A 14,142-nucleotide genomic window follows, 5' to 3' on the forward strand; every position below is an offset into this window, starting at 1 on the left:
GTGCTCGCCCTGCAGAATGCCTGCCTCAGATATCGGCATAACTTGAAGTCTCAGCCGAACCACCCGGATGGGTGACGGCGCCGTTTACCGCGGGACCAACCTGCTGGGCATATTTCCACAACGTCCCGGAATTGTAACCGTGCTCACGCGGCTGCCATGACTTGCGGCGATCCGCGAATTCCGCCTCTGACACATTGCAGGAAATCGTACCTTCGACGGCGTCGATCGTGATCATGTCGCCATCCCTCAGAAGACCGATCGGACCGCCCAACTGGGCCTCCGGGCCAACATGGCCGATACAGAAGCCGCGGGTGGCGCCGGAGAAGCGGCCGTCGGTGATGAGCGCCACCTTATCGCCCATGCCCTGGCCATAGAGTGCGGCCGTCGTTGCGAGCATCTCGCGCATGCCCGGGCCGCCGCGCGGTCCCTCGTAGCGGATGACCAGCACCTCGCCTTCCTTGTATTGACGTTTTGAAACCGCCTCGAAACATGTTTCCTCATTGTCGAAGCAACGCGCGGGACCGGAGAACGTTAGGTTCTTCATGCCCGCCACCTTGACGATTGCTCCCTCGGGAGCGAGGTTGCCTCGCAGGCCAACGACGCCACCAGTCGTCGTGAAGGGTTTGTTCGCCGGGCGGATCACGTCCTGATCGGCGTTCCATTTCACGCTGGCCATGTTCTCGGCAAGGGTGCGGCCGGTAACGGTGAGACAGTCTCCGTGCAGGAAACCATGATCGAGCAAGGTCTTCATCAGCAGCGGAATGCCACCTGCCTCGAACAGATCCTTGGCAACATAACGGCCACCCGGCTTGAGGTCTGCCACATAGGGTGTGCGCTTGAAGATCTCGGCCACGTCGAAGAGGTCGAACTTAATTCCTGCCTCATGCGCGATGGCCGGTAGATGAAGTGCTGCGTTTGTTGAGCCACCGGATGCCGCCACGACAGTCGCAGCATTTTCGAGCGCCCGCCTGGTGACGATGTCACGGGGCCTGATGTTCTTGGCGAGAAGTTCCATGACCTTTTCGCCAGCGGTGTAGCAGAAGGTATCCCGGATCTCGTAGGGCGCCGGAGCGCCGCAGGAATAGGGCAGGGCGAGGCCGATTGCCTCAGCCACCGTTGCCATGGTGTTGGCAGTGAACTGCGCGCCGCAGGAGCCGGCCGAGGGGCAGGCCTTCTGCTCGAGTTCGAGCAGGTCCTCGTCAGACATGGCGCCCACCGAATGCTTGCCGACTGCTTCGAAGACATCCTGAATGGTCACAGGCCGGCCCTTGAAGGTGCCAGGAAGAATCGACCCGCCATAGATGAACACCGAAGGCACATTGAGCCGCACCATCGCCATCATCATGCCGGGGAGCGACTTGTCGCATCCCGCGAGCCCCACAAGAGCATCATAGCAATGGCCGCGCATGGTGACCTCGACGGAGTCGGTGATGATCTCACGCGAGACCAGAGAGGCTTTCATGCCCTGATGTCCCATCGCGATACCGTCGGTTACCGTGATGGTGCAGAATTCGCGCGGTGTGCCGCTGGCTGACGCCACGCCCTTCTTGACGGCCTGTGCCTGGCGCATCAGTGCGATGTTGCAAGGTGCCGCTTCATTCCAGCACGATGCAACGCCGACGAAGGGCTGGGCGATCTGTTGCTGGGTGAGGCCCATGGCATAGTAGAAGGAACGGTGTGGAGCACGCTCCGGCCCGACGCTGGTATGGCGGCTTGGCAGTCTGCTCTTGTCGATGACCGGTTTGTCCATGATTAGTACTCCCTTGCCTGTTTCTATCGGCTCGGCTGAGGCGGGGCAAGCGTCACACGGCGTTGGCGGTCCTCAACTTCTGTGGCCCTCGTCTTAAAAAATTCAACTGAGATCACGAGAGCGTGATCACGGCTGACCATCGGGCGAAGAGGATGGATGCTCGTCACCTGGAGGCGGGGAGGCGGCATCGGTCTGGCGGGAGAGCGCGGCGAGCTGGTCAAGGCGCTGGCGCAGGCGCAGTTCCCTCTCATCGGGCATCGATGGCCCCGGTGTGCCGGCCGGATACGCGGAGGGTTGAGCTGGCGCTGCCTTTGCCTGGCGACGCGGCCTGCGGCCGGTGGATGGCTGGGTTTGTGCGGAAGTCTTGCTGTCGGCGAGTGCGCGCTCAAGTCGGGCGATGTCGACCTCCATGGCCACGACCCGGTTTCGGTGACGGCTCACTTCGGCCATCTGCTCGGCCATCCGGAGTTTGAAGGCCTCGAGCTCATCGCCGAGGCGCTGCTGCAGGGCGGCGTTTTCGGCGCGAAGCCGGGTCCGCTCTGCGTGGAGTTCAGCAAGCGAGGAGGGTACCTGCCTCTGCATGCGTCTTGTTCCCGCGCGCACCGCGGTGGTCCACACCAGGCGAAGCATGAACAGGGCGATAAGGCTCGCAAGCGAGAACCCAAGAACAATCAGCAGTACTGTCTCGGTCTGAGGCATTGGTCCTCCAGATTTCCCGAGACACTAGCCCATGATCATGGCCGGTGGAAATGTCTGCGATCCGGAAGAATGGCACTCGGGCAGGTCGGGATCAGAACGGGTTCCACTCTGCCTTGCCGGAATACTTGAGATAGCCAACGTTGGCCCCCAGCCTTGCGCCGACGCCTGTGCGAATGGGCGCCAGCACGATCTCGTCTTTCTGCTGGAAGTTCACGCCCAGACCACTGACGAAGTATGCCGAGCCCTCGACGCCGCCGAAGCGGCCATAGAGATCCTCGGGGCTTTCTGAGTGATAGACAAGCACGAGACTGCGCGATCCGTTGGCGCCGAAGTCAAAGCCAACAGAAGGGCCTTGCCAATAGATGCGTTGCTTGATCCCGCTCTTGTAATAGATGGTACCCTCGCCATAGCGCAGCCCGCCGACAAATGAGCCAGCGGCTTCCTCGCCAACAATATAGGCCGTCGGCTCACCCTGCTTGCGAAAGACATGTTCGATGGCTTCCGCCAACTCGCGGCTGGCCTTCCCGAAGAATTCGTGGCCCGCCGTCAGCACCTCATCGCTCGAGAAGGTCTGGCTTGATGTCTGCTCGGCTTTCGAGACGGATCCGGTGGTTTGGGTAGAGGCCGGCAATGCTGTGCCCGCGAGGAGCAGGAAAGCCAAGGAAAGGGACAGCGACGTCTTGGTCATGGGAGGCCTCACACTTGTTACGCACCAAACTGATGGCCGCTCATGGCAAGTCCATGGCCGCCTTGTGGTCTTTTGCCAGCCTAACAGCGGGGAATTGCGGCTTGGTTAACTTTCGATGGTGACGTGAGGGCCGGCCGGCGTCAGGCGCTGGCAATGAAACCAGGGTTGTCATAGCCGCGGGCGCGTTTGCCGTAACGCAGGGGAAGCCCATCGAGCATCACGACCTTTCCCCCGGCTGCCAGGAGCACGGCGTGGCCCGCGGCTGTATCCCATTCCATGGTGCGGCCAAAGCGCGGATAGATATCCGCCTCCGCGGCGGCAACTAGGCAGAACTTGAGTGATGAACCCGCCTGACGGAAGGATTTCACTTTGAGGGTCTTGAGATAATCTTCTGTTGCCTGGTCGCGGTGAGAGCGGCTGGCAACCACGGTTGCGCCATCTGATGGAAGCTGTCGCACTGCAAGCGCATGCCAGCGTGTTGCGCCCGCAGGCCCGATCTGGCCCTGGGCGGCGCCCATCTGCTGATCCCCCCAGAATATCCGCCTGAGTGCTGGGGCATAGACAACACCTGCCACGGGCACCCCCTCGTCGACCAGGGCGATGTTCACGGTGAACTCGCCATTGCGGGAGATGAACTCCTTGGTTCCATCGAGAGGGTCGACCAGGAAAAAGGTATCGGCGACCTCGGGGATGCTGCCTGCTGCGGCCGCCTCCTCCGAAATCACGGGAATAGCCGGCCTGATCGCTGCGAGGCCATCCAGAATGATTTTCTCGGCGGCCCCGTCGGCTTCGGTGACGGGGGTCAGGTCATCTTTCTGTGTGGCCGAGAAATCCGTGGCGTAGATCGCCATGATGGCATCGCCAGCCTTGACCGCAAGCTCGATCAACTGCTGCACGAGGGTGGGCGGGGCAAGGTTCATCTACCGCAGGCTCCAGCGCGAGGTTAGCAGCGTCTCTTGGGTGCGAAAGCTGCTCCAGTCAATGCGGAAATTCTGACGTACCGATGCTACAACAGATAAGCGAATCAATGCCGGGGACCGCCCATGCCAGACTCCTCACCGCCTGAAGCCAGGCTCTCTGACCTCGACCTTTCCGCACTGCTGTGCAGCCGCGTCTGCCACGACGTGATCTCGCCTGTGGGGGCCATTGCCAATGGTCTTGAGCTAATCGATGACCCGGAAATGGATCCCGACACCAAGGCAACCGCATTGGACATGGTGCGAAGTTCGGTTCGCACCGCGGCAGCGCGGCTCAAATTCTGCCGCATTGCCTTCGGGGCTGCTGGATCTGTTGGCGCGGTGATCGACATGGGCGAAGCCGGCGAAATTGCCAAGGCTTTCGTCAGTGAGGAAAAGAGGGTCACTCTCGACTGGAACGCCCCCCGTGAAAACCGGCCAAAGCAGCAGGTCAAGCTGCTTCTCAACATGGTGTTGATGGCACTGGCGGGCATTCCGCGCGGCGGCGTCGTGACCGTCACGGTGGAGGAGGGCCGCTTCACGGCGCGCGCTGCCGGCGATCGCGCCAAGCTCCCCGAGCCGATGGTGCAGGTGCTGGCGGGAACGCTGGATCTCGCAACGCTCGATGCCCGTCTGGTCCAACCCTACTACGCCCGCGAACTGGCGCGCGCGGCGGGCCTCAGGCTTCGCATGGACATGGATGGAGCCGACGTGATGGTGTCAGCCGACTGAGCCGCCTCACCGATCGGGATCGCTGGATGATCAGGCGCTTTCGCGCAGGTCCTCGCCCATTGGCGGGGCATTCTCGCGCAATACGTAGCCGCGGCCCCATACGGTTTCGATGAAGTTCTTGCCGCCGGCAGCGCTTGCCAGCTTCTTGCGCAGCTTGCAGATGAACACGTCGATGATCTTGAGTTCTGGCTCGTCCATGCCGCCATAGAGATGGTTGAGGAACATCTCCTTCGTCAAGGTGGTGCCCTTGCGCAGCGAGAGCAGCTCGAGCATCTGGTATTCCTTGCCGGTCAGATGTACGCGGGCCCCGCCGACTTCGACGGTTTTGGTGTCCAGATTGACGCACAGATCGCCGGTGACGATCACCGACTGTGCATGGCCCTTGGAACGGCGGACAACCGCATGGATGCGCGCAACCAGTTCGTCCTTGTGGAACGGCTTGGTCATGTAATCGTCCGCGCCAAAGCCAAGGCCGCGAACCTTGTCTTCGATGCCTGCAAGGCCAGAGAGGATCAGGATAGGGGTGCCCACCTTGGCAACGCGCAGGGTTTTCAGGACTTCATAGCCGGACATGTCCGGCAAGTTCAGGTCCAGAAGGATAATGTCGTAGTCATAGAGCTTTCCGAGATCGACTCCCTCTTCGCCAAGGTCTGTCCCGTAGACGTTGAAACCCTCGGATTTGAGCATCAGTTCAATGCTCTGGGCCGTCGCGGTGTCATCCTCGATCAGCAGTACCCTCATCTCGAATCCCCTATCGTCCCCGGCTCCCTCTGGAGCCTCTTCACGGCCTGTGCGGTTGTCTGCCCCGCACTCACCAACCGTTAACTCTGTTTGCCAAGATATACCGGTAAAGGTTAACAAACCCTAAGTCACGCAACGCAAGCTATTGACAGATCTAACGACATGTAGTGGTGTGATTCTCACTGGCCAGCTACATATAGATACAAACCTGCGCAACGGCGTTCAACGCTTCCAGGTCAAATCCTACCCGGTTTACCCCGCCTTAAGCTTGCGCCTCCATCATTCAACTGAACGACGAACCGAATCTTGCTTGCGTAGATGATTCGCCGAATCGTGAAAAGGGGGTTGGCGTCAACCAGCCTTGGTCAGTGCATTGAGTAGAGTTAGGGGTTACCCATGCGTTCACGCGAGACGCTCCTCCGGCTGCACCGCTTCCGCACCGGCGAAAAGCGGCGGCAGGTCGCCGATATCAACTTCATGATCCAGGATTTCACGCGCAAGCATGATGATCTGGACGCCCAGGTGAAGTTGGAGGAAGGCCGGACCGGCGTGAATGATCCTGCCCACTTCAACTACTCTCTCTCGGCCAAGTCGGCGCGTGCGCGCCGCGACAATCTCATGCGCTCTATTGCCGAACTCCGTGATCAGCTTGCAGAGGCAGAGGCCGCGCTTGCGGTTGAGGAGCAGGAACTGCGGCGTGCCGAGCTGTTGGCAGAAAAGGAGCAGCACGGCTCGGCTTCGGCCATCCCAGACGCTGCGGCCGCCCACAGCGCGCAATGATCTAGATCCGGAACGACCTCAGTCGTTCATAATGTGGCCAAGCCGCATCGGCGATGCCTTGCAGCGCGGAGGGCAGGATGGGCTTGTCCGAGGCTGGCATGCCGAAGCCTGTCGACGCCCAAACTGCGTTGTACCAGTGAGGCGCCCACAGGCCGTCGCAGGCCTTTGGACCTGGTGGCCAGGCCAGCATGGCCTCATCGAAGTCGATGCCGCAGGCCGCACATAACCTGGCAAGGGTCTCTCGTGGATCACGCAGAATGTCATCGGCATCGACCACTGGCGGAGCGTGTCCCAGATGGTCGGCGACCATGTCGAAGATCTCGCGTTGTTCGATGAAGCCGATGTCGCGCAGGCTCACCTCTGACCATTTCTTGGTATAGCTGGCCAAGACTCGCTCCGGCGCCCGGATCAGGAAGGCGTTGGTCAGCCCTGTGATCCAGCTCCGGTCAAAACCCTTCAGCATGTGGTGGGTCATGTGCTTCTGGTAGAAGATCGGCTTGGAGGGTCTGGAAAGGCATTTGCTGACAATGCTGTTCCAGTCGCTGTCGCCTGCCGCAATGATCGCGTCGCGCATCGGATGGTCATTGCCGTGGTGCACGAGCGAAAAGGCGTAGAAGGGCTCGTCCCAGGCCTCGCAATCGGGCCGGTTGCCAAAGGAATACATCATCGCCGTCGAGATGTTTCGCGGCCCGGACCACATGGCGAGATTTGTCATGCTAAAGGCTCCGACGGGCTTCCCGCAGGCACAGGGCCTTGTAGGCTGCCGACAACTGCTGTGAAATCGGACCAGGCCCCGTCCATGCCTCTCGCGAGAGCGGGTGACGCACGGGTCGGCCGTCGATCAACCTCACTGGAATGAGTCCGGCGAAGGTGCCTGTCACGAAGGCCTCATCCGCGCCATAGACGTCGTAGAGGGAAAACGCCTTTTCGAGAACCGGAATGCCCAGATCCTTCGCGAGGCGGATCATGTTGCCGCGCGTGATTCCGGGGATGCAGTACTGCCCTGTGGAGGTCCAGAGTTCACCGCGCCGCACGATGAAGAAATGGGTCGAATTGCAGGTGGCGACAAAGCCGAGCGGGTCGAGCATCAGGGCTTCGTCTGCTCCTGCGTTGGCGGCCTGGATGCAGGCGGTGATGCAATTGAGCTTGGAGTGGGAGTTGAGCTTCTGGTCCTGCACGTCTGGCGCACCGCGCCTGACGTTGACGGTATGAAGCGTCAGGCCATGCGTCAATTTCTCTGGATTGGGTGTCTTGTATTCTGGAATGATCACGATGGTGGGGGCCGAGATCGTGACGCGGGGGTCCTGGTAGGGCGTAGCCTTGATACCGCGCGTGACCATCAGCCGGATGTGCACGCCATCGGACATGTGGTTGGCATCGATGCAGTCGAACAGCCGTTTGACGAGTTCGTCGGGAGCCAGTCCAATCTCCATGAAGATTGCCTTGGCGCCCTCGTAGAGCCGTTCGATGTGTTCGCGCAGGAATGGCACCCCGCCATTGACGAGGCGCAGCCCCTCCCATACCCCGTCGCCGAGAATGAAACCGGAATCGAAGACGGACACGCTGGCTTCAGCACGCGGCGCCAGCTTGCCGTTCACGGAAATCAGGATGTTGAGATTGCGGGGGTCGATCTGGACATCGTGGATGTTGGTCTGCGTCATGCCCGTCAGATAGCACAAACCCGAGGGTAATTGAAAAGGCCGGGCCTTTGGGGCCCGGCCAAGAGGTTTCGGGGCTTCGCCCCTACTGGCGGTAGTCCTGGATGCGGGTGGTTCGCAATCCCGCCAGGCCGTGCCGGTCGATCGACCTCTGCCAGCTCAGATATTCTTCCACAGTGAGGACGTAGCGATCACACGCCTCCTCAAGACTCAACAAACCACCGCGTACGGCCGCCACCACCTCCGCCTTGCGGCGGATCACCCAACGCTGGTTTCCAGGAGGGGGGAGGTCGGCAACCGTCAGCGGGCTGCCATCGGGCCCAATGACGTAGTTCACGCGGGAACGCAACTGACCGTTCATGAACGAAACTCAACACTCACACGACTACTCACTGGTATTCAACCTAGGGAAAGCCCCTTAAGAATGACCTAAGTACTCGTGAATATTTCCCAAACCCGGGCGGCGCGGCGGTGTCATTTCAGCACAACCTGGCTTCGGCAGCGGTTTACTTCTGGTCGCGGATATCCCATCTAGGCACTCATGATGATCGGTCAGGCTTTGATTGATGCAGTGCGTGGAACGGTCGGACTCGCTGGCGAGCCGTCGTCAATACGCGTGGTTTGCGCCATGTCCGGAGGGGTCGACTCGACCGTGACGGCAGCCCTGCTGAAGCAGGCCGGCTTTGACGTGGTTGGAATCACGCTCCAACTTTATGATCACGGTGAGGCGGTTCAGCGCAAGGGGGCCTGTTGCGCCGGACAGGATATCCGCGACGCCCGGCGTGCTGCTGCTGCTCTTGGCATTCCACATTATGTCCTCGACTTTGAAAGTCGGTTCCGCACCGCGGTCATCGACGAGTTTGTGGCCGGCTATCTGGCGGGCGAAACGCCCATTCCCTGTGTCACCTGCAACCAGACCGTCAAGTTCGCCGATCTTCTCGCTCGTGCCCAGGCGCTCGATGCGGCGGCACTTGCCACCGGCCATTATGTGGAAAGCCGATCCAGGCCTGATAGTCCCGGCCGTCGCGACATGTTCACGCCCGCTGATCTGGCGCGTGATCAGAGCTACTTCCTGTTTGCTACCACCCAGCCGCAGCTTGACTATCTGCGCTTCCCGCTGGGCGCGCTCAGCAAGGCTGAGACGCGCGCCATTGCAGCCAGCCTGGGACTTGGCGTGGCGGACAAGCCCGACAGCCAGGACATCTGCTTTGTGCCGGGTGGACGCTACGCCGATCTTATCCGCAGGCTCCGGCCAGACGGAGTAGAGCCTGGCGATATCGTCACCTTGTCCGGCGAAGTCGTAGGTCGCCATGATGGTGTCATCAATTACACGATCGGACAGCGCCGTGGTCTCGGTGTCGGGGGTGGCGAGCCTCTTTACGTGATCTCGATTGATCCGGCCGCCCGGCGTGTGATTGTCGGTCCGCGAGAGGCCCTGAAGCAGACGGACATCCGCCTGACGGGATTGAACTGGCTGGGCGATGCGCCGGTTGAGTCTGAAGCGGTGCCGGTCTTTGCCCGCATCCGCTCCTCCCGGCCTCCTGTTGCGGCCACGATCCGCCGCGATGACGCGGGCCCCGTGGTTGCCATTCCCGAAGGCGAATTCGGCGTGTCGCCCGGACAGGCCTGCGTTCTCTATCAGGGTCTGGGTGCTGGCACACGGGTGCTGGGTGGTGGGTTCATCGCCCGCAGCCAGACCGGTTTTCGGCCCGGGTAAGGCGAAACGCAGCGGCATTTGCGTTGTCGCGCCAGCTTCCATATAGTCTGGCCCAATTGAGGAGTGCATTGTCCGTGGCCAAGATCAACCTTCATCCCAACATCGACCGTGATGTGAAGAAGGGGGTTGCGTGGGCGGTGCATGCCTTCACCACCTGTGGTATCGTTCTCGGCTTTCTCGCTCTCGTGGCCGTTCTGAAAAATGATCCTGTGGCAGCCTTCATGTGGCTCGGGCTTGCACTGTTCGTGGATGGTGTAGATGGCACGCTGGCCCGCAAGGCGCGAGTGCTCGAATACACGCCGAATGTCGACGGCCGTACGCTCGACAATGTGATCGACTTCTTCACCTATGTCGCGGTGCCTGCGCTCATGGTCTACTGGTTCAACATGACTCCGGTGGATTTCATTTTCTCCGGCCAGACCTGGAGCCTGATTTCGGCAGCGGCAATCATGGCGGTGTCCTGCTATACTTTTGCCAATGTTGGCATGAAGTCGGATGATTATTACTTCGTTGGCTTTCCTGCCATCTGGAACGTTGTCGTTCTCTACTTCTTCGTGCTTCAGACAGGCCCTATCGCCAATCTGGCCACCGTTACAGTGCTGTGCGTGCTCACTTTCGTTCCCGTCAAGTTCGTGCATCCGCTCAGGGTGACAGACTGGCGGCCGATCACCATTCCAATGACCGTGTTGTGGGCGGCCATGTCGCTCAGTCTCATTATTCAGGCAAAGGATCGCAGTGACTGGGGCCTTGTTGAGGATGTGCAGCTTTGGGTCTGGGTTGCTGCCAGCATCTATTTCTTCTTCATCTCCATCTGGCGCACTTTTTTCAAGAAGAGCCAGGCGGAGGACGGGGCTGGAGCTTCCAGCTGATCGACATACAAGATGCGGGCTTGATGGCGGGCAGTTTCTGAGATGCGTGCATCACTCAAGATCAACGGCCTGATTGTAGTCAGCGCTGGCCTGTTATGGGCACTGACCCACATGCTTCATGATGTCTATTTCCCGTTCTTGAATCACAGGCCCGGTATCGACTTGATTTTCGTTCCGTCCGGGATCCGTTTGCTCCTTCTGATGATCGGCGGCGTCTGGGCTGCCATTGGCGTGTGTCTTGGAAGTCTCTTGCTGGCCGGCCCGGAATTCGGGTTTGACAATTTTCCGGACATGGTCACGATCGCGCTGATTTCCGGTTTCGGGACCTACGCTGCGCTGCGTCTCACGCAATGGTCGTTCGGCATCACCCAACATCTCGGGAATCTCGCACCCTGGCACTTGCCACTGATCAGCCTCTGCGTGGCAATCGGCTCATCGGTGGTTCACAATCTTGCCTTCGTCGGTCTTGGTGTCGAGAATTGGGCGAAGTTTGCAGACAACACCATTGCCATGGCCATGGGCGATTTTCTCGGCAGCTTGCTGGTGGTCGCTTTCGCGATTGGCCTGCTGAGACTTTACCGAATCCTGCGGATCTGACGGCTCACGCGCGATCCGGGCAGCGCGCGGATGTTGGGGGGGTATTTGAAGCAGAAAGAGCTCTCAGGCGTTTTTCGGGGAGAGCAGCTTTCGGGCATCTGCAGACATCCGTGCATAGGTGCGCTTCGCGAGTGGAGTCAGCGTGAGACGCTTGGCGCGACCATCGTGCGGATCCGGCTCTGACTTGATCCATCCCGCCTGTTCAAGTTCGGCTAGCCGGGCATAGACAGTGGGGGCCGTTCCAAAGCCCGGACCCTTCACGACATCCGAGACATTGAGGCTCTTGGACTGCGCGTCGGCCTCTCCAATGAAATTCAGAATCGCGCGGGCTGAGATGTCGAGATCGCCTAGCCCCGAAGTCTGCTCGATCGCGCGCACCAATTGATTGATGCGAAAAATCAGATTAGATTTTTCCATGGTCTTCGGTCTTTCTTGTTTCTGCGACTTGCGCACTTGATTGCGAGCTCTGAATTGACACGACGCCGAGTACGCTGCAGCGATCTCTAAAACGATTTCACTATCTGAAGCATATGCAGAATTCAATGTTTAAATCAAAAATGAGCGAAATTTTGTTCGGACTGTCACCCTCTTGAAGCTGGATTGATGTGACAAATTCGTTTTGCGCTTTTTGGTTGCGGTATTGGCATTGCGATTCAAAATACCGATGGTCGTCAGAGGAAGGCTGCTCAGAAGGACTCATTTTCTGATTAGCTGAACTGCGCTTGATCTCGGCGCAATGACGGTTGGCCTGCTCGCCCCGGAGGCGAAATTTGGCTGGTTTCGAAGGAGTGGATGATCCGGTGACCTATAATCAACTCGGATCTCGCTTCTAGCGGCGACGCCGTGGCTGGCCCGCCTCCGGCTTCAGCAGGGAGTGCAGTGTAGCAATCAGCTTTGCAACGTCCTGGCTGGCAACTGAATAATAGATGTTGCGTCCTTCCCGACGGGTGTCCACGAGGCCGTCAAGGCGCAGTCTTGCCAGCTGCTGAGAGATCGCGGCCTGCGGCATACCCATGACGCTCTCAATTTCAGAGACCGATTTTTCGCCATCGGCAAGCAGGCACAGGATCAACAGGCGCCCTTTGTGGGAGAGCGCCTTGAGAATTGCCGTCGCGTCGCGGGCTTTGGCCTCGACCTGCTTGCGGGCCTTTCCTGTTGCGCTGGCGAAGTCGAGAATGCTCATGCCAAAAGACCACTGGAGTTTTATATAATGTTATACTGCTTGGCATATAATATCCCAGCTTACAATCTCAGGACGTTAAAAAATTGTCATGCACTCTTAAGTAGTTTTCGCAGAGATCCAATCCACTCGCCGTGTAGCTGGCGCCCAGTGACCTCGGAAAATCAGCCTCGAAATGTGAGGCAATCCAGGCTGTCAGCAGGATCCGGCGAAACATGACAAAAGTGGGGATCTCGGCTTCATCTGCCGGATCGATCGGCATCACCCGGCGGTAGCCGAGCTTCCAGCCTTCGATGAGGTCCTGGGCCCGAGCTTCATGTTCGTAAAAGGAAATGACGCTGGCCGCATCGTACATGAACCAGCCGAAGCCGCAGTCATCGAAATCGATGACCTTCACGGTCTCTCCATCGATCAGCAGATTGGCAAGGCGCAGGTCGGCGTGGATCAGGCCGAAGCGGTCTGGGCTGCTGCCGTAAGCAGTCAGGCGGCGGCCTATCACCTGAACCGTACGCTCGAACAGGAGCTCGGCCTCCTTTGTCAGCCCCACCGCATCGCGCCACCGCCCCCAGCGTGGCTGTTCTTCGCCCAGGCTTGCAGAAAAATCCCAGCGGTGGCGGGTGAAGCCTGCTGGCCACCTCCACTGCCGCGCATGCAAGTGCATCCGCGCAGTGATTTCGCCCAGCGTGGCAACGTGGCTGAAGAGATCATCGGTGATGGCAGGTTCAGCGCCTGGTTCCCAGTGAAACAGCACCACGTGACGCGCCGTGGCAAGTCCGGGGTTGCTCAGTTGCTGGACGAAGCGTCCGTCATGCCCTGCAACCGGTGAGGGCGTGATCACCACCTGTTCGTTTCGCAGCGCCATGGCCCAGGCCAGTTCGGACGCAATGGCTTCCGGCGTGTGATAGCCCTCGCGATGCACCCGGAGCACCCAGCGATTGCCCGCAGCATCCTCCACTTTGAACATGGCGTTTTCGGACAGGTTGAGAAGACGGATTCCGCAGTCCGCCGCTATGGGGTATCTCGCCAGCGCCGAGCGGGCCAGTTGCTCCAGAGCCGTCAGTTGCCCGGCGTGATCCTCAGGGTTGAAATTTGCCATGCTTCTGTGTGGGTCGCCTTGGATCATGGCTACCTGCCAGATGAGGGCCATGTCAGGCAAGCATGGCGGACCATTTCAGCCTGGCAATTCCACTGGTCAAAGGCGGATTGGTCCTCCATATGACGATCAGGATTATGGAGTCACCGATGTCACTGCTCCTCAACATTATCTGGATCCTGCTGGGCGGCGCCTGGATGGCCTTCGGCTGGCTCGTGGCGGCGGTTATCATGGCGATCACGATTGTCGGCATTCCGTGGGCCCGGGCCGCGGTCAACATCGCCCTCTACACGCTCATGCCCTTCGGCTACGAGGCAGTTGCGCGTGACCGCCACACAGGCCAGGAGGACATCGGCACCGGTGGGCTCGGTATGATCGGCAACATTCTCTGGCTGGTTCTGGCCGGATGGTGGCTGGCGCTGTTCCATATTGTCACGGCCATCATGCTCGCCATCACCATCATTGGCATTCCCTTCGCATGGGCACACCTCAAGCTAGCCGGCCTCTCGTTGTGGCCGATTGGCAAGATGATTGTACCGAAGGGGCAGTCGATGCCCGCGCATCGGGTGTAAGAAGGACTACTTCAGGCCTGCGGCGGCCGCCTCGCCGAGGTCGCTGCGCTCGGCGAGCTTGGCGTTTTCCTTGGCGCGTTCGGCGGCACGTTCCTCGCGCCGCTTCATCA

At 59.9% G+C, this 14,142-nt stretch carries 17 protein-coding genes; 6 read left to right on the top strand and 11 right to left on the bottom strand.

Annotation, left to right across the window (positions count from 1 at the left end):
* Positions 1–25: 25 nt before the first annotated feature.
* From ilvD to cysQ, 4 genes are all read right to left on the bottom strand, one after another.
* Positions 26–1,750, bottom strand: a complete 1,725-nt coding sequence (gene ilvD / locus ACILRN_RS03520; RefSeq protein ID WP_395685609.1) for a dihydroxy-acid dehydratase — start codon at positions 1,748–1,750, stop codon at positions 26–28.
* Between the two features lie 126 nt (positions 1,751–1,876).
* Entirely contained in the window at positions 1,877–2,449 is a 573-nt protein-coding gene (locus tag ACILRN_RS03525; protein ID WP_395685611.1) for a hypothetical protein, read from the bottom strand.
* A 91-nt stretch (positions 2,450–2,540) separates the two neighbouring features.
* Positions 2,541–3,137, bottom strand: a complete 597-nt coding sequence (locus ACILRN_RS03530) for a DUF1134 domain-containing protein (RefSeq protein ID WP_395685613.1) — start codon at positions 3,135–3,137, stop codon at positions 2,541–2,543.
* 140 nt (positions 3,138–3,277) lie between these two features.
* On the bottom strand, positions 3,278–4,057 hold the full coding sequence (gene cysQ / locus ACILRN_RS03535; RefSeq protein WP_395685615.1) for a 3'(2'),5'-bisphosphate nucleotidase CysQ: 780 nt from the start codon (positions 4,055–4,057) through the stop codon (positions 3,278–3,280).
* Positions 4,058–4,180: 123 nt separating this feature from the next.
* Between cysQ and chpT the strand changes: the two genes are divergently transcribed.
* Entirely contained in the window at positions 4,181–4,825 is a 645-nt protein-coding gene (gene chpT / locus ACILRN_RS03540) for a histidine phosphotransferase ChpT (protein ID WP_395685617.1), read from the top strand.
* 30 nt (positions 4,826–4,855) lie between these two features.
* Here the strand turns inward: chpT and ctrA are convergent, their stop codons facing one another.
* Positions 4,856–5,566 (bottom strand): response regulator transcription factor CtrA, encoded by a 711-nt coding sequence (ctrA, locus tag ACILRN_RS03545; RefSeq protein WP_395685619.1) that lies wholly within the window; start codon positions 5,564–5,566, stop codon positions 4,856–4,858.
* A gap of 396 nt (positions 5,567–5,962) precedes the next feature.
* Here ctrA and ACILRN_RS03550 point away from each other — a divergent pair, with 396 nt between their 5' ends.
* Positions 5,963–6,346 carry a flagellar export protein FliJ gene (locus tag ACILRN_RS03550; protein WP_395685621.1) on the top strand — a complete coding sequence of 128 codons (384 nt, stop codon included), beginning with the start codon at positions 5,963–5,965 and terminating at the stop codon, positions 6,344–6,346.
* 1 nt (position 6,347) lies between these two features.
* Here ACILRN_RS03550 and ACILRN_RS03555 read toward each other — a convergent pair whose 3' ends face one another.
* The 3 genes from ACILRN_RS03555 to ACILRN_RS03565 form a co-directional block, all read right to left on the bottom strand.
* Complete coding sequence (locus ACILRN_RS03555; RefSeq protein ID WP_395685623.1) at positions 6,348–7,061, bottom strand: hypothetical protein; 714 nt, start codon at positions 7,059–7,061, stop codon at positions 6,348–6,350.
* Between the two features lies 1 nt (position 7,062).
* Positions 7,063–8,007 carry an aminotransferase class IV gene (locus ACILRN_RS03560; protein ID WP_395685625.1) on the bottom strand — a complete coding sequence of 315 codons (945 nt, stop codon included), beginning with the start codon at positions 8,005–8,007 and terminating at the stop codon, positions 7,063–7,065.
* Between the two features lie 82 nt (positions 8,008–8,089).
* The gene (locus ACILRN_RS03565; RefSeq protein ID WP_395685627.1) at positions 8,090–8,365 is read right to left on the bottom strand and encodes a DUF1153 domain-containing protein; all 276 of its coding nucleotides are present in this window, start codon (positions 8,363–8,365) and stop codon (positions 8,090–8,092) included.
* A 183-nt stretch (positions 8,366–8,548) separates the two neighbouring features.
* On the opposite strand from ACILRN_RS03565, the gene mnmA reads away from it, so the two are divergent.
* From mnmA to ACILRN_RS03580, 3 genes are all read left to right on the top strand, one after another.
* Positions 8,549–9,721: a tRNA 2-thiouridine(34) synthase MnmA gene (gene mnmA, locus ACILRN_RS03570; RefSeq protein ID WP_395685629.1), complete on the top strand. Its 1,173-nt coding sequence runs from the start codon at positions 8,549–8,551 to the stop codon at positions 9,719–9,721.
* Between the two features lie 74 nt (positions 9,722–9,795).
* Positions 9,796–10,590, top strand: coding sequence for a CDP-alcohol phosphatidyltransferase family protein (locus ACILRN_RS03575; protein WP_395685631.1), 795 nt, complete (start codon positions 9,796–9,798; stop codon positions 10,588–10,590).
* A gap of 42 nt (positions 10,591–10,632) precedes the next feature.
* On the top strand, positions 10,633–11,187 hold the full coding sequence (locus ACILRN_RS03580; RefSeq protein ID WP_395685633.1) for a hypothetical protein: 555 nt from the start codon (positions 10,633–10,635) through the stop codon (positions 11,185–11,187).
* A 63-nt stretch (positions 11,188–11,250) separates the two neighbouring features.
* Here the strand turns inward: ACILRN_RS03580 and ACILRN_RS03585 are convergent, their stop codons facing one another.
* From ACILRN_RS03585 to ACILRN_RS03595, 3 genes are all read right to left on the bottom strand, one after another.
* The gene (locus ACILRN_RS03585) at positions 11,251–11,604 is read right to left on the bottom strand and encodes a MarR family winged helix-turn-helix transcriptional regulator (protein ID WP_395685635.1); all 354 of its coding nucleotides are present in this window, start codon (positions 11,602–11,604) and stop codon (positions 11,251–11,253) included.
* A gap of 412 nt (positions 11,605–12,016) precedes the next feature.
* A complete protein-coding gene (locus ACILRN_RS03590) occupies positions 12,017–12,370 on the bottom strand; it encodes an ArsR/SmtB family transcription factor (protein ID WP_395685637.1) in 354 nt (117 codons plus the stop codon).
* A gap of 67 nt (positions 12,371–12,437) precedes the next feature.
* Positions 12,438–13,490: a phosphotransferase enzyme family protein gene (locus tag ACILRN_RS03595; protein ID WP_395685639.1), complete on the bottom strand. Its 1,053-nt coding sequence runs from the start codon at positions 13,488–13,490 to the stop codon at positions 12,438–12,440.
* Between the two features lie 119 nt (positions 13,491–13,609).
* Between ACILRN_RS03595 and ACILRN_RS03600 the strand changes: the two genes are divergently transcribed.
* On the top strand, positions 13,610–14,032 hold the full coding sequence (locus tag ACILRN_RS03600) for a YccF domain-containing protein (protein ID WP_395685641.1): 423 nt from the start codon (positions 13,610–13,612) through the stop codon (positions 14,030–14,032).
* Positions 14,033–14,142: the final 110 nt, after the last annotated feature.

The sequence above is a fragment of the Aestuariivirga sp. genome, from assembly GCF_044238155.1.
In the GTDB taxonomy this organism is placed as follows: domain Bacteria; phylum Pseudomonadota; class Alphaproteobacteria; order Rhizobiales; family Aestuariivirgaceae; genus Aestuariivirga.

What these genes read in the sequence shown, in the direction of transcription:
- ilvD (WP_395685609.1), bottom strand. Translation starts at nt 1,750, where the DNA reads ATGGACAAACCGGTCATCGACAAGAGCAGACTGCCAAGCCGCCATACC.
- ACILRN_RS03525 (WP_395685611.1), bottom strand. Translation starts at nt 2,449, where the DNA reads ATGCCTCAGACCGAGACAGTACTGCTGATTGTTCTTGGGTTCTCGCTT.
- ACILRN_RS03530 (WP_395685613.1), bottom strand. Translation starts at nt 3,137, where the DNA reads ATGACCAAGACGTCGCTGTCCCTTTCCTTGGCTTTCCTGCTCCTCGCG.
- cysQ (WP_395685615.1), bottom strand. Translation starts at nt 4,057, where the DNA reads ATGAACCTTGCCCCGCCCACCCTCGTGCAGCAGTTGATCGAGCTTGCG.
- chpT (WP_395685617.1), top strand. Translation starts at nt 4,181, where the DNA reads ATGCCAGACTCCTCACCGCCTGAAGCCAGGCTCTCTGACCTCGACCTT.
- ctrA (WP_395685619.1), bottom strand. Translation starts at nt 5,566, where the DNA reads ATGAGGGTACTGCTGATCGAGGATGACACCGCGACGGCCCAGAGCATT.
- ACILRN_RS03550 (WP_395685621.1), top strand. Translation starts at nt 5,963, where the DNA reads ATGCGTTCACGCGAGACGCTCCTCCGGCTGCACCGCTTCCGCACCGGC.
- ACILRN_RS03555 (WP_395685623.1), bottom strand. Translation starts at nt 7,061, where the DNA reads ATGACAAATCTCGCCATGTGGTCCGGGCCGCGAAACATCTCGACGGCG.
- ACILRN_RS03560 (WP_395685625.1), bottom strand. Translation starts at nt 8,007, where the DNA reads ATGACGCAGACCAACATCCACGATGTCCAGATCGACCCCCGCAATCTC.
- ACILRN_RS03565 (WP_395685627.1), bottom strand. Translation starts at nt 8,365, where the DNA reads ATGAACGGTCAGTTGCGTTCCCGCGTGAACTACGTCATTGGGCCCGAT.
- mnmA (WP_395685629.1), top strand. Translation starts at nt 8,549, where the DNA reads ATGATCGGTCAGGCTTTGATTGATGCAGTGCGTGGAACGGTCGGACTC.
- ACILRN_RS03580 (WP_395685633.1), top strand. Translation starts at nt 10,633, where the DNA reads ATGCGTGCATCACTCAAGATCAACGGCCTGATTGTAGTCAGCGCTGGC.
- ACILRN_RS03585 (WP_395685635.1), bottom strand. Translation starts at nt 11,604, where the DNA reads ATGGAAAAATCTAATCTGATTTTTCGCATCAATCAATTGGTGCGCGCG.
- ACILRN_RS03590 (WP_395685637.1), bottom strand. Translation starts at nt 12,370, where the DNA reads ATGAGCATTCTCGACTTCGCCAGCGCAACAGGAAAGGCCCGCAAGCAG.
- ACILRN_RS03595 (WP_395685639.1), bottom strand. Translation starts at nt 13,490, where the DNA reads ATGATCCAAGGCGACCCACACAGAAGCATGGCAAATTTCAACCCTGAG.
- ACILRN_RS03600 (WP_395685641.1), top strand. Translation starts at nt 13,610, where the DNA reads ATGTCACTGCTCCTCAACATTATCTGGATCCTGCTGGGCGGCGCCTGG.